The organism is Streptomyces flavofungini, assembly GCF_014650815.1.
GTDB lineage: Bacteria > Actinomycetota > Actinomycetes > Streptomycetales > Streptomycetaceae > Streptomyces > Streptomyces flavofungini.
Map to the genome: position 1 here is coordinate 261,286 of NZ_BMVR01000010.1, position 18,213 is coordinate 279,498.

Here is an 18,213-nt window from a genome sequence, read left to right on the forward strand (position 1 = left end):
TTCGCGGGAAGGGCAGCACGTTCGACATGACCCACGGCACCGACACCACCCACGGCACCCACGGCCCCGACGAGGACCGGACGCTGGACTACCTCAAGCGCCTGTCCGCCGAACTGGGCAGGACCCGCGAGCGCCTGCGGCTCGCCGAGGCGGCGAACCGGGAACCCGTCGCGCTGGTGTCGATGGCCTGCCGCTTCCCCGGCGGCGTCACGTCGCCCGAGGAGCTGTGGAGCCTCGTCGCCGCGGGCCGGGACGGGGTCGGCGGGCTCCCCGACGACCGGGGCTGGGACGTCGAGGGGCTCTACGACCCGGACCCCGACAAGGTGGGCGGCTGCTACACGCGGGAAGGCGGATTCCTCGCCGACATCGCCTCGTTCGACGCCGCCCTGTTCGAGATCAGCCCGCGGGAAAGCCTGGTGATGGACCCGCAGCAGCGGCTCCTCCTCGAAGTCTCCTGGGAGACCTTCGAGCGGGCGGGTCTCGCCCCCGCCGCGGTCCGCGGCAGCCGCACCGGGGTCTTCACCGGGATGATGGGACAGGACTACACGGCCCGGCTGCCCGGCACCTTGTCGGAGTACGAGGGGCAGTTGGAGACCGGCCGCGCGGCGAGCGTCGCCTCCGGCCGCGTGGCCTACACCTTCGGCCTCGAAGGCCCCGCCGTCACCCTCGACACGGCCTGCTCCTCGTCCCTGGTGGCCCTGCACCTCGCCGTCCAGGCCCTGCGGAACGGGGAGTGCGACCTCGCCCTCGCGGGCGGGGCCACGCTGATGTCGAGCCCGGCGACCCTCCTGGAGTTCAGCAGGCAGCGCGTCCTCTCGCCGGACGGCCGCTGCAAGGCGTTCGCGGGCCGGGCCGACGGCACCGGGCTCGGCGAGGGAGTGGGCGTCGTCCTCCTGGAGCGCCTGTCCGACGCGCGGCGCCGCGGCCACCCCGTCCTCGCCGTCGTCAGCGGCAGCGCCGTCAACCAGGACGGCGCGTCCAACGGCCTGACCGCACCCAACGGCCCCTCCCAGCAACGCGTCATCCGCGCGGCCCTCGCCGACGCCGGCCTCACGGCGGCCGACGTCGACGCGGTCGAGGCCCACGGCACCGGTACCCGCCTCGGCGACCCCATCGAGGCGCAGGCCGTCCTCGCGACGTACGGACAGGGCCGCGCCGCCGAACGGCCCCTGTGGCTCGGCTCGTTGAAGTCGAACATCGGCCACACCCAGGCCGCCGCCGGGATCGCGGGCGTCATGAAGACCGTCATGGCGCTGCGTGCGGGGGTGCTGCCGCCGACCCTGCACGTGGACACACCGACGCCGCATGTCGAATGGTCCGGAGGCGGGGTGCGGCTCCTGACCGAGTCGAGGCCCTGGCCGGACACCGGGGGGCGGCCTCGGCGGGCGGGGGTGTCGTCGTTCGGGATCAGCGGGACGAACGCGCATGTGATCGTGGAGGCGGCTGAGGTCGTTTCGGCGGGGGACGCCGTCCGGGCGGGCGCGGCGGGCACGGCGGGCGCGGCTGGCACGGCGGGCGCGGCTGGCACGGCCGACACGGTGGACTCGGCCGTCCCCGTCCCCTGGGTGCTCTCCGGGGGCAGCCCCGCCGCTCTGCGTGCCCAAGCCGCCCGCCTCCGCGACCACGTGGCGGCGCGCCCCGCCCTCCGGGTGGCCGACGTCGCCCACGCCCTGGCGACCACCCGCGCGCCCCTCGCGCACCGGGCCGTCGCCGTCGGCCGCCACCCCGGTGAACTCCTGCGCGCTGTCTCGGCGCTGGCCGCCGGCGAGCCGAGCGCGGACCTGGTCGAGGGCGTGGCGCGCGACCCCGGACGGACCGTCTTCGTGTTCCCGGGGCAGGGCTCCCAGTGGGCCGGGATGGCCGTGGAACTCTGGGAGACGTCCGCCGTGTTCCGGGAACGGCTGGAGGCGTGCGGGGCCGCGCTGGACCCGTACGTCGACTGGTCGCTGCGCGACATGGTGCGCGCACACGCCGACGACGCCGATCGCCTCGACCGCGTCGACGTCGTCCAACCGGTCCTCTGGGCGGTCCTCGTATCCCTCGCCGGGCTGTGGCGGTCGTACGGAGTCGAACCCGCCGCCGTCGTCGGGCACTCGCAGGGCGAGATCGCCGCTGCCTGCGTCGCCGGGGCGCTGTCCCTCGACGACGGTGCCCGGGTGGTGGCCCTGCGGTCCCGGCTGGTCGCCGAGCGCCTCGCCGGGGCGGGCGGCATGGTGTCGGTGACGGCCCCGGTGGCCGACGTCCGGGCGCGCCTCGCGGAGTTCGGCGACCGGCTCGCGCTCGCCGCCGTGAACGGCCCGTCGTCCGCCGTGCTCTCCGGCGACCCGGCGGCGCTGGACGAGCTGATGGGCGCCTGCGAGCGGGACGGCGTACGCGCCCGGCGCATCGCCGTGGACTACGCCTCCCACTCCCCGCAGGTGGAACTGCTGCGCGCGGACCTGCTCGACGCGCTGGCGGCGATCCGCCCGAGCGCGGGCACGCTGCCCCTGTACTCCACGGTCACCGGTGGCGTCGTACCGGGCACCGAGCTGACCGCCGACTACTGGTACCGCAACCTGCGCCGGACCGTGCGGCTCTCGGACGCAGTGGAGCGGCTCGCCGCCGCCGGGCACGGCACGTTCGTGGAGTGCAGCCCGCACCCGGTGCTCTCCCTCGGCCTGACGGAGACGCTCGCCGACCTGGGCCGGGACCCGCTCGTGACGGGCACGCTGCACCGCGACGACGGTGGCCTCGACCGCTTCCTGCGCTCCCTCGGCGAGGTGTACGCGGGCGGCCGGTCCCCGGACTGGGAGCAGGCCTTCGCCGGAACCGACGTCCGGCCCGTACCGCTGCCCACGTACGCCTTCGACCGGCAGCGCTACTGGCTCGACCCCACGCCGCCCACCGGCGACGTCGGCGCGGTCGGCCTGAGCCCGCTCGACCACCCGTGGTGGGGCGCCGCCACCGACCTCCCCGACTCCGGCGGCGTCCTCCTCACCGGGCGGCTGTCCCGCGACACCCACCCCTGGCTCGGCGACCACGCCGTCGACGAGGTGGTCCTGCTGCCCGGCACCGCCTTCCTGGAACTGGCCGTCCAGGCCGCCGACCACGTGGGCTGCGACGGCGTGGGCGAGCTGACCCTGGAGGCGCCCCTGGTCCTGCCCCCGCGCGGCGGCGTCCAGTTGCGGGCCGTCGTCGGCCCCGCCGACGCGGCCGGGGACCGCCCCCTCACCCTCCACACACGGCCCGAGGACACCCCGGACGCGCCCTGGACCCGGCAGGCCGGTGGCTCGCTCACCCGCACGGCCCGGTCCGGCGGCGACCCGCTGGACGCCTGGCCCCCGCCGGGCGCCGAACCCCTGCCGGTGGCGGGCGTGTACGAGGATCTGGCCGAGCAGTCCCTGCGGTACGGCCCGGACTTCCGGGGCCTGCGGGCCGCCTGGCGCCACGATGACGAGATCTTCGCCGAGGTGGTGCTTCCGGGCGACGGAGGCGGGGAGAGGAGCGGGGACGGGTTCGCGGTCCATCCGGCGCTGCTGGACGCGGCGATGCACGCGGCGGCCGCCTTCGACGGCGGCGTGACGCGGGCAGGGGGCGACGGTGAGGGGGGCCGGGCAGCCGCGGCCTCGGGGCCGCGGCTGCCCTTCTCGTGGTCCGGTGTGCGGGTCCACGCGGTCGGCGCGACCCGGCTGCGCGTGCGCCTCACGCCGGTCGGCCCCGACGCCGTCGCGCTGACGGCCGCCGACGCGACCGGTGCGCCGGTCGTGTCCGTGGAGTCGCTGGCCCTGCGGCCGGTGGCGCTCGACCGGCTGGGGTCCGCCGCCCCGGAGCCGTCGGACTCCCTGTTCGCCGTCCACTGGGAGCCCGCCCCGGCAGGTGTGTCCGGCGCGCCGGAGGCGTGGGTGGTCCTCGACGGCGCCGAGGCCGTCGCCCCGGCACTCGAAGCGACCGGAGCCCACGTGCGACGGGAGCCGGACCTCGCGGCGGTGACCGCCGCCGCGGACGTACCCGATGCGGTACTCGTGGCGCTCCCGACGCCCGCACCCGCCGCCGCGCACGACCTGCCCGGCGCCACCCGGGATGCCGTCGTCGGCGCGCTGACGCTGATTCAGGAGTGGCTCGGTGACGACCGTGCCGCGTCCGTCCGCCTGGTGGTGCTGACGCACGGTGCTGTCGCGGTACGTGACGACGAGACGGCCGCCCCGGCGCTCGCCGCCGTGTGGGGCCTGCTGCGCTCGGCGCAGGCGGAGAACCCGGACCGGCTCGTCCTGGTCGACTGGGACGGGCGGGAACGGTCGGCGGAGGCGCTGCCCGCCGTCGTAGGAGGAGACGAGCCGCAGGTGGCGCTGCGGGCCGGGGAGGTGTTCGTACCCAGGCTGCGTCGGGTGTCGACTCCCGGCGACGGTGACGGTGACGGCGACAGCGTCAGCGACAGGGGCAGCAACAGCGCGAGCGTCAGCACCCACGGCGACTCCGGCGGCGCCGGCGGCGCCGCCTCCTTCCGCCCCGACGGCACAGTCCTCGTGACCGGCGCCTCCGGCGTGCTCGGCCGGGTCGTGGCCCGCCACCTCGTCGAGGCCCACGGCGTACGGCACCTGCTGCTGGTGAGCCGGCGCGGCACGGAAGCCCCCGGAACCACCGAACTCGCGGGAGAGCTCGCGGAGTTGGGGGCCTCGGCCCACTGGGCGGCCTGCGACGTGGCGGACCGCGCGGCCCTGGCGAAGGTCCTCGCCGAGGTCCCGGCGCGGCACCCGCTGTGCGGCGTGGTGCACGCGGGCGGGGTGCTGGACGACGGTGTCGTACCGGCGCTGTCGCCGGCGCGGATCGACACGGTGTTCCGGCCGAAGGTCGACGCCGTGGTCAACCTGCACGAGCTGACGCGGGACGTGGACCTGTCCGCGTTCGTCGTGTTCTCCTCGGCGGCGGGTACGTTCGGCACCGCGGGTCAGGGCGGCTACGCGGCGGCCAACGCCTTCCTCGACGCGTTCGCCGGGCTGCGGCGCGCGCGGGGGCTGCCCGCGCTGGCGCTGGCCTGGGGGCTGTGGGCCGAGGCCAGCGCGATGACCGGCCGGATGTCGGACACGGACCGCGACCGGCTGCGCCGCGCCGGGGTGACCGGCCTGTCCGCCAAGGAGGGCGTCGCCCTGCTCGACGCGGGCCTCGCCGCCGGGCTGCCCGTCGTCGTCCCGGCCCACCTGGACCTCGCCGCGGTACGGGCCGGGGCCGCCACCGCGGGCGTACCCGCACTGCTGCGCGCCCTGGTGCGGCCACCGGCGCGCCGCGCCGCGACCGCCGCCGACGGGGACTCCGCCCTCGCGCGGGAACTCGCCGACCTCGCACCGGCCGACCGCGTCGCCCGCGTCCTCGACGTGGTGCGGGCCCAGGCCGCGGCCGTACTCGGGCACGCGAGCCCGACGGCCGTCGAACCCGGGCGCGCCTTCAAGGAGTTGGGCTTCGACTCGCTCACCGCCGTCGAGCTGCGCAACCGCCTGACGCGCGCGACCGGACTGCGGCTGCCCGCCACCCTCGTCTTCGACCAGCCGACGCCGCAGGCACTCGCCGAACACGTCCACGGACGGCTGACCGGCCGGGCCCGGCGCGAGCGGCCGCCCGTACGCGGCCCGGTCCGGGCCGACGAGCCGATCGCCGTCGTCGGCATGGCCTGCCGGTTCCCGGGCGGGGTCGGCTCGCCGGAGGACCTGTGGAACCTGGTGGACCGGGGCGCCGACGCCATCTCCGCGTTCCCCACCGACCGGGGCTGGTCCCTCGACCCCGGCACCTTCGCGACCGAGGGCGGATTCCTGCGGGACGCCGCGCAGTTCGACCCGGAGTTCTTCGGCATCAGCCCGCGCGAGGCCGTGGCCATGGACCCGCAGCAGCGGCTCCTCCTGGAAGTCTCCTGGGAGGCCCTCGAACGCGCGGGCCTCGACCCGACGGCCCTGCGCGGCAGCCGCGCCGGGGTGTTCGCCGGGCTGATGTACCACGACTACACGACGCGGCTCGGGACCATCACGGACGACATCGCCGGTTACCTCGGCACGGGTGGTTCCGGCAGCGTCGCCACCGGACGCATCGCGTACACCTTCGGGTTCGAGGGCCCCGCCGTCACCGTCGACACGGCCTGCTCGTCGTCGCTCGTGGCCCTGCACCTGGCCGCGCAGGCGCTGCGCGGCGGGGACTGCGACCTCGCCCTCGCGGGCGGGGTCACCGTGATGTGCTCGCCGAACGCCTTCACCGAGTTCAGCCGGCAGGGCGCCCTCGCCGCCGACGCGCGCTGCAAGCCGTTCGCCGCGGCGGCCGACGGCACCGTGTGGGGCGAGGGCGCCGGAGTCCTCCTCGTCGAGCGCCTCTCGGACGCCCGCCGCAACGGCCACCGCGTCCTCGCCGTCGTCCGTGGCTCCGCCGTGAACCAGGACGGCGCGAGCAACGGCCTCACCGCCCCCAACGGCCCCGCCCAGGAACGCGTCATCACCCAGGCCCTCGCCGGCGCCCGCCTCGCCCCGTCCGACGTCGACGCCGTCGAGGCCCACGGCACCGGCACCACCCTCGGCGACCCCATCGAGGCCCAGGCGATCCTCGCCGCCTACGGCCAACAGCGCCCGGCGGACCGCCCGTTGTGGCTCGGCTCCGTCAAGTCCAACCTCGGCCACACGCAGGCGGCGGCGGGCGTCGCGGGCGTCATCAAGATGGTCATGGCCCTGCGCCGGGGCGTCCTGCCCCGGACCCTGCACGTGGACGCGCCCTCACCGCACGTCGACTGGTCGTCCGGCGCGGTGGAGCTCCTGACCGAGGCGCGCCCGTGGCCGGACACGGGGCGGCCCCGGCGGGCGGGGGTGTCGTCGTTCGGGATCAGCGGGACGAACGCGCATGTGGTGCTGGAGCAGGCGCCGGTGGGGGCGGGGGGTGCGTCCGGGGGAGCGGTGCCGGGGGGCAGCGGTTCGCGTGCGGGCGCCGTGCCGGATGCCGACGACGCGCAGACCGCCCCGGCGACGGACTCCGGCGACTCGACAGCCGTCGTGCGGCAGGACCTCGACGACACCCGGCCCCCGCCACCAGCCACCCCCGTCCCCCTGCCCCTCTCCGCCCGCGGCGCCCCCGCCCTGCGAGCCCAAGCCGCCGCCCTCCACAAGCGCCTCCTCGCCGACCCGGCTGTCGACCCCGTGGACGTAGCCCACTCACTCGTGACGACCCGGGCCGCCCTGGAACACCGCGCCGTGGTCCTCGGCGCCGACCGGGACACGCTCCTGACCGCGCTCACCGCCGTCGCGGAGGCCCGCGAGACGCCCGCCGCCGTCGAGGCGGTCGCCGGTGACCCGGGCAGGACGGTCTTCGTGTTCCCCGGCCAGGGCGCCCAATGGACGGGCATGGCCGCCGGGTTGTGGGACTCCGCGCCCGTCTTCCGGGCCCGGCTGGCCGAGTGCGCCGACGCGCTGGCCCCGTACACCGACTGGTCCGTCGTGGAGGTCGTCCGGGCCCGGGCCGCCGGAGTCGACCCCGAGCGGGTGGACGTGGTCCAGCCCGCGCTGTGGGCGGTGCTGGTGTCCCTGGCCGAGCTGTGGCGGTCGTACGGCGTGGAACCCGCCGCCGTGGTGGGGCACTCGCAGGGCGAGATCGCCGCGGCCTGCGTGGCGGGGGCGCTGTCCCTCGACGACGGCGCGCGCGTGGTCGCGCTGCGCAGCCGGGCGCTGACGGCGATCGCGGGACGCGGCGGCATGGTCTCGCTGGCGATGTCGTCCGCCGAGGCTGAGGAACTGGTGGCCGCGTGGGCCGGGCGGGTCTCCCTGGCGGCGGTCAACGGGCCCGCGTCGGTGGTGGTTTCGGGCGACACGGCCGCCGTGGACGAACTCCTCGCCCACTGCGAGCGCACCGGACTCTGGGCACGCCGCGTCCCGGTGGACTACGCCTCCCACTCGCCCCACGTCGAAGCGGTACGCGAACGGATCGCCCACGACCTCGCGGGCATCCGGCCCCGGCCGGGCCGCGTCGCCTTCATGTCGACGCTGACCGGCGCCTTCCACGACACCACCGGCCTAGACGGCGCCTACTGGTACCGCAATCTGCGCGAGTCCGTCCGCTTCGAGCCCGCCGTACGGGAGCTCGTCGCCCAGGGGTTCGGCGCCTTCGTCGAGTCCAGCCCCCACCCCATGCTCACGATGGGCCTGCGGGAGATCCTGGCGGAGCGGTCGGGCGGGCCCGGCGTGGCCGTGGCATCCCTGCGCCGCGACCAGGGCGGCCCGGACCGCTTCCTGACCTCGGTCGCCGAGGCGTACGCCCACGGGGTCGCCGTCGACTGGTCCGCGGCCTGGACGGGCCGCGCGCCCCGCGTCGTGGACCTGCCGACGTACCCCTTCCAGCGCCGTAGGTTCTGGCTCGACACGCCCACCGGCGCCGGTGACGTGACCGCCGCGGGCCTCGGCCGCCCCGACCACCCGCTCCTCGGCGCCCGCGTCGACCTCGCCGACTCCACGGAGGCCGTCCTCACCGCCCGCTGGTCCCCGGACGCGCACCCGTGGCTCGCCGACCACACCGTGGGCGACACCGTCGTCGTACCCGGCACCGCCTTCGTGGAACTCGCCGCCCTCGCGGGCGCCGGGACCGGCTGCCCGCACGTCCGCGAGCTGATCCAGGAGACGCCCCTGGTCCTCGCCGGTGGGGGAGCGGTGCGGGTCCAGGTGCGGGTGGCGCCGCCCGATGACGAGGGCACGCGGGCCCTCGGCGTGTACGCGCGCCCCGACGACGCGTCCCCGCAGGACCCCTGGTCCTGCCACGCCCGCGGCGCGCTCACGGCGGCGGACAGCGCGACCCCGCCCGCCCTCGACGGCGCCTGGCCGCCCCCCGGAGCCGTACCCGTCGACCTCTCCGACTTCTACGAACGCCTCGACGAGATCGGCCTCGCCTACGGACCCGCCTTCCAGGGCCTGCACACCGCGTGGCGCCTCGGCGACGAGATCCTCGCGGAGGCGGCCCTGCCGGACGACCTCCACGCGGAGGCGGCCCGGTACCACGCCCATCCCGCGCTCCTCGACGCCGCGCTGCACTCCTGCCTGCTCCGCGCCGGGGACGCCGGACCCGACGGGGCCGCCATGCCGTTCGCCTGGAACGACGTCGCCGTGCACGGCCCGTGCGGGCCGGAGGTGCGGGTCCGGGTGTCGCCGGGCGGCGCCCAGGACGTGTCGGTGGTGGTGTCGGACGCGGACGGCACGCCCGCCGTGACCGTTCGCTCGCTGGCGGCCCGGCCGGTCGCGCCCGAGCAGTTGCGGGCCTCCGGCGGGCAGCACGACTCGCTGTTCCGGCTCGCGTGGACAGCGGCGCCCGCCGCGTCCGCTCCGGTGGGGGCGGGCACGTGGGCCGTGCTCGGGGACGACGACCTGCAACTGCCCCCGGATGTCGGGCGTTTCGCGGACCTGTCGGCATACCGTGCGGCGATCGGGTCCGGCGGGCCGGTGCCCGACGCGGTGCTGGTCGCCCTCCGTGCGGACCCGGCTGAGGGGCCGTACGAGGCCGCGCGGGCACGGGAGGTGACCTGCCGCGCCCTGGACCTGCTGCACGCCTGGCTCGCCGAGGGCGCGGGGAGCGCGGCGCGGCTCGTCCTCGTCACGCGCGGTGCCGTCGGTGCGGCGGGTGACGAGGGCGACGAGGATCCGGCCGCCGCGGCGGTGTGGGGCCTGGTGCGCTCGGCCCAGGCGGAGAACCCGGGCCGGTTCGTCCTGGTGGACCTCGACGGGCACCCGGACTCCCCGGCCGCGCTCGCCGCCGCCCTGGCCACGGACGAGCCCCAACTCGCCGTCCGGGCAGGCGAGATCCTGCTGCCCCGCCTCGAACGCGCGCCGCTGACCCCGGACACCTCCGCGCCCCGGCACCCCACCGCGGCCCAGGAGTCCGCCACGCCGCAGGGTGCCCCCGCACCATGGAACCCCGACGGCACCGTCCTCCTGACCGGCGCCGCCGGAACCCTCGGGCGTGCCCTCGCCCGGCACCTGGTCACCACGCACGGCGCCCGCCGCCTGCTCCTGGTCGGCCGTCGCGGCGGCGACACCCCCGAGGCCCCGTCTCTCACCGCCGAACTGGCCGCGCACGGCGCGGAGGTGACCTGGGCGGCATGCGACGTCGGCGACCGCGAAGCGGTGGCCGCGCTCCTGAAGTCGGTGCCCGCCGCGCACCCCCTCACGGCCGTCGTGCACGCGGCCGGCGTCCTGGACGACGGCGTGGTTCCGGCGCTGACCCCGGAACGAGTCGACCGGGTGTTCCGGCCCAAGGTGGACGGAGCGTGCCACCTGGACGAGTTGACCCGGACGGCGCCACTGGCGGCGTTCGTCGTGTTCTCCTCGGCGGCGGCCACTCTGGGCAGCGCGGGCCAGGGCAACTACGCCGCCGCCAACGCGTACGTGGACATGTTGGTGCGTCGCCGACACCGCGCGGGACTGCCCGCGCTGTCGCTGGCGTGGGGGCTGTGGGCCGAGAGCAGTGACCTGACGGCGGGGCTCGACCGGGCCGACCGGGCGGCCAGGATGGCACGCTCCGGCATCCAGGGCCTGATGACCGCGGACGGCCTCGCCCTCTTCGACGCCGCCCGCGTCCTGGGCGAACCGCTGCTGCTGCCCATGCGGCTCGACCTGACCGGGCTCCGCGCGCGCCGCGAGGCACTGCCGTCGGTGCTGCGCGGCCTGGTGCGGGCCCCGGCGCGACGCGGCGGCTCCGGCGGTACGGGAGCGGCGGCCCTCCGGCGGCGCCTGGTCGCCCTGCCCCCGGCCGAGCGGAACCGGCAACTGCTCGACGTGGTCCACGCCGAGACCGCCACCGTCCTCGGCTACCCGGGCCCGGAGGCGGTGGGGCGGGACCGGGCCTTCAAGGACCTCGGCTTCGACTCGCTGACCGCCGTCGAACTCCGCAACCGCCTCGCCGCCGCGACCGGCCTGCGGCTCCCGCCGACACTGGTCTTCGACCATCCCACCCCCACGGCCCTCGCCGGGCACCTGGCCACGGAACTCGCCCCCGGGGACGAGGAGTCCGGCACCCGCCGCGACACCGAGCGCGAGGTACGCGAAGCCCTCGCCGCCATCCCGCTGCCCCGGCTGCGCGACGCCGGCCTGCTCGACGCCCTGTTGGAGCTGGCGGGCCGCCCGACGGGGGCCGCGCCCCCACCGAACGGCGCCGCCGACGGCGACGGAACCGGAGCCGGGCCGGATGCCGGCTCGATCGACCGGATGGACGCCGAGGGACTGCTGGCGCTGGCGCTGAACACGAGCCCGTACGACGGTCACGACAGCGACCACGGCACCGGCCACGACACCCGCACCGGCCACGGGAACGGCACCGGCCACGACACCCGCACCGGCCACGCCGACACCCCATCCCCCGGCCCGGACCACGCCCCGCACGCCGAGACGGAGGACCACGATGGCGGCAGGTGACGAGAGGCTCGTCGAGGCGCTGCGGGCCTCCCTCAAGGAGGTCGACGCACTGCGCGCCCGTACCCGCGAGCTGACGGCCGCCGCCCACGAGCCGGTGGCGATCGTGGCGATGGGCTGCCGCTTCCCCGGCGGCGTCCGCTCCGCCGAGGACCTGTGGGACCTGGTGGCGACCGGTACCGACGCGGTCGCGGCCTTCCCCACCGACCGGGGCTGGGACACCGAGGCCCTGTTCGACCCGGACCCCGACCGGCCCGGCCGTACCTACGCCGTCGAAGGCGCCTTCCTCGACGACGCCGCCGAGTTCGACGCGGACCTGTTCGGCATCAGCCCGCGCGAGGCGGCCGCGATGGACCCGCAGCAGCGGCTGCTCCTGGAGACGGCATGGGAGACGTTCGAACGCGCCGGTGTCGACCCCGGCGCCCTGAAGGGCCAGCCCGTCGGCGCCTTCGTCGGCTCGGTCCTCATGACCAGCGGCGGCGGCACCGGGACCGGCGACGGAACCGAGGGACACCAGCTCACCGGCGGCGCCGCCAGCGTCCTCTCCGGCCGCCTCGCCTACACCTTCGGCCTCGAAGGCCCGGCGATCACCGTCGACACGGCCTGCTCGGCGTCCCTCGCGGCCGTGCACCTCGCCGTGCAGGCGCTACGACAGCGCGAGTGCACCATGGCCCTGGCCGGTGGCGCCGCCGTGATGTCGACGCCCGGCATCTTCGTGGAGTTCAGCCGTCAGCGAGGCCTCGCGGCCGACGGCCGGTGCAAGGCGTTCGCGGCGTCCGCGGACGGCGCGGGCTGGGGCGAGGGCGTCGGTCTCGTACTGCTTGAGCGGCTGTCCGACGCGCGGCGCAACGGCCATCCGGTACTCGCTGTCGTACGGGGTTCCGCCGTGAACCAGGACGGCGCGTCCAACGGTCTGACGGCCCCCAACGGCCCGTCGCAGCAGCGCGTCATCCGGCAGGCGCTCGCGTCCGCCCGCCTCTCGGCGGACCTGGTCGACGCGGTGGAGGCGCACGGGACGGGCACCGCGCTCGGCGATCCCATCGAGGCCCAGGCGCTGCTGGCCGCGTACGGTCAGGAGCGGCCCGCCGACCGGCCGTTGTGGCTCGGCTCCATCAAGTCGAACCTCGGCCACACCCAGGGCGCGGCGGGCATCGCCGGGCTGATCAAGATGGTCATGGCGATGCGGCACGGCGTACTCCCGAAGACCCTGCACGTCGACGAGCCCACGCCGCACGTCGACTGGTCCTCCGGGGCGGTGCGGCTGCTGACCGAGGACCGCGACTGGCCGCGCACCGGCCGCCCGCGCCGCGCGGGTGTGTCCTCCTTCGGCATCAGCGGCACCAACGCGCACGTGATCGTGGAACAGGCGCCCCAGGTCCCGGAACCGGCCCCCCAGCGGGACGACGACGCGCGGGACGGCGCGGGGATCGCAGCGCGGGCCGACGCTGACGCGGATCAAGGCCGGACGCGGACCCCCCAGAGCCCTCAGCCCCCCGTGCCCCTCGTCCTCTCGGCCCGGGGCGACCGTGCCCTGCGCGACCACACCGACCGCCTCACCGCCCACCTCCGCTCCCGCCCCGACGCCCGTCCGGCGGACGTCGGCTGGTCGCTGGCCACCTCCCGGGCGGCCCTCGACCGGCGGGCCGTGGTGTGGGCGCGCGACCGGGACGAGATGCTGGCCGGGCTGGCGGCGCTCGCCGAGGACCGTCCCGCGCCCGGCCTCGTGCAGGGTGCGGCCACGGACGGCGGGCAGGCGTTCCTCTTCGGCGGGCAGGGCAGCCAGCGCGCGGGCATGGGGCGCGAACTGGCCGACGCCTTCCCGGTGTTCGCGGATGCACTCGACACCGTGGCGAGCCACCTGGACCCGCACCTCGACCAGCCCCTGCGGGACGTCCTGTACGCCGCCGAGGGGTCGCCGACGGCCGCGCTCCTGGAGCAGACGTCGTACACCCAGCCGGGGCTCTTCGCGTACGAGGTGGCGCTGTACCGGCTGCTCACGCACTGGGGGCTCACCCCCGGCCTGCTGCTCGGCCACTCCGTCGGCGAGCTGGCGGCCGCGCACGTCGCGGGCGTCCTGTCCCTGGCGGACGCGTGCGCGCTCGTCGCCGCGCGGGGCCGCCTCATGCAGGACGTGCCGGGCAGCGGCGCGATGGTCGCGGTGCGGGCCACCGAGGCGGAGATCCTGCCGGACGTGACGGCCCACGCCGCCGACGTGGCCCTCGCCGCCGTCAACGGACCCGCCTCCGTCGTCGTCTCCGGCGCCGAGAGCACGGTGCTCGAACTCGCCGAGCGCTGGCGGGACAAGGGACGCAAGACGCGCCGTCTGCGCGTGAGCCACGCCTTCCACTCCCCGCACATGGCCGCGATGCTCGACGAGTTCGGCCAGGTCGCCGGGAAGCTCACCTTCCACCCGCCCCGCATCCCGATCGTCTCGGACGTCACCGGCGACATCGCCACCGCCGACGAACTGTGCTCGCCGGAGTACTGGGTGCGGCACGCCCGCGCGACCGTGCGCTTCCACGACGGGATGCGTCGGCTCTTCGCGGCGGGCGCGCGGACGTTCGTGGAGGTGGGGCCGTCCGGGACGCTCACGGCGATGGCCCAGGACTGCCTCGCCGGGCAACCGCCGGGCAGCGGCGCGGTGTTGATCGCCGCGTCGCGCGCCGGTCGGCCGGAGCCCGACACCGTGCGCACGGCGGTGTCCGAGGCGTACGCCCACGGGGCCCGGGTCGACTGGACCCGGTTCTTCACCGGTACCGGGGCCCGCAGGGTGGACCTGCCCACGTACCCCTTCCAGCGCCGCCGCTACCCCTGGACCACGGCGGGCACGACGGGCGCCGCCGACGTGACGGCCGCCGGTCTCACGGGGCTCGGGCACCCCCTGCTCGGCGCGTCCCTGGACCTCGCCGACTCCCAGGAGACCGTGCTCACCGGGACGTTGTCCCGGCGCACCGAGGCCTGGCTCGCCGACCACGTCATGCTCGGCGCCGCCCTCGTGCCCGGTACCGCCGTGGTCGAGATGGCGGTCCGCGCCGGTGCGGAGGCCGGGTGCCGCCGTCTGGTGGAGCTGACGCAGGAGGCACCGCTGATCCTGCCCGACCGGGGGGCCGTGCGGCTCCAGGTGCGGGTGGGAGTGGCGGGGGAGGACGGCCATCGGGCGGTGAGCGTGTACTCGCGCGCTGAGGACGCCCTCACGGAGGCCGCGGGGGGATCGTGGGTGTGCCACGCTCGCGGTGCGCTCGCCCCCGAGGCGGCCCCTGCCCCGGCCCGCCCCGGTGAGGCCTGGCCGCCGCCCGGCGCGGAACCCGTACCCCTCGAAGGGTTCTACGCGCGCCTGGCCACGGCGGGCTTCGCGTACGGCCCCGCCTTCCGTGGGCTCTCGCGGGCCTGGCGGCTCGGTGCGGAGGTGTTCGCGGAGGTCGCGCTTTCCGGAGCCGCACGGTCCGGTGGTGCCGGGTACGGGCTCCATCCGGCGCTGCTCGATGCCGCGCTGCACGCGGCGCTCCTCAGCGGAGAGGGCGACGAGGGCGGGCCGGCGCAGGGGGCGGTGCGGGTGCCGTTCGCCTGGCACGAGGTGTCCTTCCACGGCGCGAGCACGCCGACCTTGCGGGTACGGCTCGCCCCGGCGGGGCCGGACGCGGTGTCCCTCGCCCTGTGGGACGAGCGCGGCGCACCCGTGGCGTCAGCCGGATCGCTGGTCACTCGTCCGGTGTCCGTCCAGCAACTCCGGGGCAGCCGGACGCGCGACACCCTGTTCCATGTCGATTGGGTCGATGGGGCTGATGGGGCTGATGGGGCTGATGGGGTCGAAGGGGCCGAGCGGACGGCCGACTTGGCCGAGCCGGTCGGCTCGGGCGCTGCGGGCGGGACCGTGCGCGATCCGTCAGCGCCGGACGTACGCACTGCCGTCCTCGGGGACCCCGTCCTGGCGGACCGGCTCGCGGCCACGGCCTACGCGGACCTCGACGCGCTCGTGGCGGCACTCCAATCCGGCGATCCCGCACCGGAGTCGGTGTTCCTCCCGTGTCACGGCGACGAGGTGCGCGGAGCGCCGGCTGAAGCCGGAGACCGGGCCGAGGCCGAAACCCAGGCCGTGGAGCCGGCCGCCGACAGCCCGGCAGGCGCCGCCCGCGCCCTGGCCCTCGCCGTCCTCCACACGCTCCGGACCTGGCTCAAGCACCCCCGCCTGGAATCCACCCGGCTCGTCATCCTCACCCAGGGCGCCATGCCGACCTCCGCCGACGAGCACGTCACCGACCTGGCCGCCGCCGCGATCTGGGGCCTGGTGCGCGCGGCGCAGGCGGAACACCCGAACCGGTTCGTCCTCCTCGACACGGACGGCCACCCCGATTCGACGGGGGCCCTGGCCGGGGCGACGGGCGCGGACGAGCCCCAACTGGCTCTCCGCGCCGGGCGGATGCTCGTCCCACGCCTGGCCCGTGGCGTACCGCCCGGCACCCTCGTACCCCCTGCCGGAGTACCGGAATGGCGCGTCGACCTCGCCGGTGGCGGCACCGTCGACGACCTGGTCCTCACTCCCAGCCCGGAAGCCGCCGCACCGCTCGCGCCGGGCAGGGTCCGGGTCGACGTACGCGCCGCGGGGCTCAACTTCCGGGACGTCGTCATGGCCCTCGGCATGGTGCCCGACCAGCGGGCGCTGGGCGGCGAGATCGCGGGCGTCGTCACCGAGGTGGGTCCCGGCGTGGACCAACTCTCCCCTGGAGACCGGGTGTTCGGCCTCGCGGCCGGATGTCTCGGCCCGGTCGCGGTCGTCGACCACCGCCTGATCGCGCGGATTCCCCGGGGCTGGTCGTACTCCCGGGCCGCCTCCGTCCCCGTCACGTTCCTCACCGCGTACGAAGGCCTGGTGGACCTGGCCGACGTGCGACCGGGGGACAGGGTCCTGGTGCACGCGGCGGCGGGCGGCGTCGGGATGGCCGCCGTGCAGCTCGCGCGGCATCTGGGCGCCGAGGTGTACGCGACGGCCGGCCCCGCCAAGTGGGACGCGGTACGCGCCCTCGGCATCGACGACGCGCACCTCGCCTCCTCCCGTACGACCGACTTCGAGGAACGCTTCGCGGAGACGAGCGGCGGCCGGGGCGTCGACGTCGTACTCAACTCCCTGGTGAAGGACTTGGCGGACGCCTCCCTGCGCCTGCTGCGGCCCGGCGGCCGGTTCGTCGAGATGGGCAAGACCGACATCCGCGACGCCGACGAGGTCGCCGCCCGGTACGACGGCGTCGCCTACCGTGCGTTCGACCTGATGGACGCCGGTGCCGAGCGCGTCGCCGAGATGCTGGCGGACATCGTCGAGCTGTTCGAGCGCGGGCGGCTGCGGCCCGTCCCGGTGACGACGTGGGACGTACGACAGGCGCCCGCGGCCTTCCGCTTCCTCGCCCGGGCCCGGCACGTGGGCAAGGTCGTCCTCACCATGCCGCCCGCGTGGAACCCCGAGGGGACGGTGCTGGTCACCGGCGCGTCCGGGGCGCTCGGCGCGGAGGTCGCCCGGCACCTGGTGCGCACCCGCGGCGTGGGACACCTCGTGCTGGCCGGACGGCAGGGGCCGGACGCGGCGGGCATGGCGGACCTCGTGGCCGAACTGACGGCGGCAGGCGCGACGTCGGTGCGGGCCGTCGCGTGCGACGTCGCCGAACGGGCCGCCGTGGCCGACCTGTTGGCGTCGGTGCCCGCCGCGCACCCGTTGACCGCCGTGGTGCACGCGGCGGGCGTGCTCGACGACGGCCTCCTGGACGCGATGACGCCCGCCCGCCTCGACACGGTCTTCCGGCCCAAGGCCGACGGCGCCTGGCACCTCCACGAGCTGACCCGGGAGCAGGACCTGGCCGCGTTCGTCGTCTACTCCTCCGCCGCGGGCACCATCGGCACCACAGGGCAGTCCAACTACGCCGCCGCCAACGCCTTTCTCGATGCCCTGGCCCGGCATCGCCGTGACACCGGCCTCCCCGGCACGTCCCTGGCCTGGGGCCGCTGGGTCGGGCCCGGCGGCATGGCGGCAGGCCCGGGGCAGCCGGAACCGGCGGGTCCAGGCGGACGGCCGGGACCTGCCACGGGCCTCTCCGTCGAGGACGGCCTCGCCCTCTTCGACGAGGCCCTCGCCACCGGCCGCCCGGTGCTGGTCCCGACCCGCCTCGACCCGGCACAACTGCGTACCGCCGCCGAGAACGGCACCCTCCCCGCCCTCCTGCGCGGCCTCGTCGACGTCCCCGCGGCACCGGCGGAACCGGGCGCCGCGAACGCCCTGCGCGAACGCCTCGCCGCCCTCGGCGCCGAGGACCGGGGCGCAGCCGTACTGGAACTCGTACGCGGTCAAGTCGCCCTGGTCCTCGGCCACCTGACCGCCGGGAACGTGGACCCGCAACGCCCCTTCCAGGAGCTGGGCTTCGACTCGCTCACCGCCGTGGAGCTGCGCAACCGCCTGGGCGCGGAGACCGGCCTGACCCTGCCCACCACGCTGGTCTTCGACCGCCCGACCCCCGTCGCCCTGAGCGAGCACATCGAGGCCGCGCTCGTCTCGAAGCTGGGCTCGCCCGTCGACTCCGTGCTCGCCCGCCTCGACGCCCTGGCGACGCACCTCGCGGCGGCTCCGCTCGACGACGGCGAGCGGGAACGCGTCGCGGACCGGCTGCGCGCGCTCGCCCAGCGGTGCGGCGAGCGGGGGCCCGCGCGCGGCGGGACGGCGGGCGCGCAGGACGACGGGACGACCGTCGCGGACGAACTCGACCTGGCGACCGACGACGAAGTCATCGACTTCATCGGCAAGGAGCTGGGCATCTCCTGACCCCGCGCCGGGGCCCGCGCGCGAGCG

General features: G+C 76.6%; 2 protein-coding genes. Both read left to right on the forward strand.

The window, feature by feature from the left end:
- Positions 1-26: 26 nt before the first annotated feature.
- Positions 27-11,390, forward strand: coding sequence for a type I polyketide synthase (locus tag IE274_RS26290; RefSeq protein ID WP_190118358.1), 11,364 nt, complete (start codon positions 27-29; stop codon positions 11,388-11,390).
- A gap of 19 nt (positions 11,391-11,409) precedes the next feature.
- Positions 11,410-18,186 carry an SDR family NAD(P)-dependent oxidoreductase gene (locus IE274_RS26295; protein ID WP_372447009.1) on the forward strand — a complete coding sequence of 2,259 codons (6,777 nt, stop codon included), beginning with the start codon at positions 11,410-11,412 and terminating at the stop codon, positions 18,184-18,186.
- Positions 18,187-18,213 lie beyond the last annotated feature (27 nt).

Bases quoted from the DNA above. Each gene is read 5' to 3' on its own strand.
- IE274_RS26290 (WP_190118358.1), top strand. From the start codon at position 27: ATGACCCACGGCACCGACACCACCCACGGCACCCACGGCCCCGACGAG.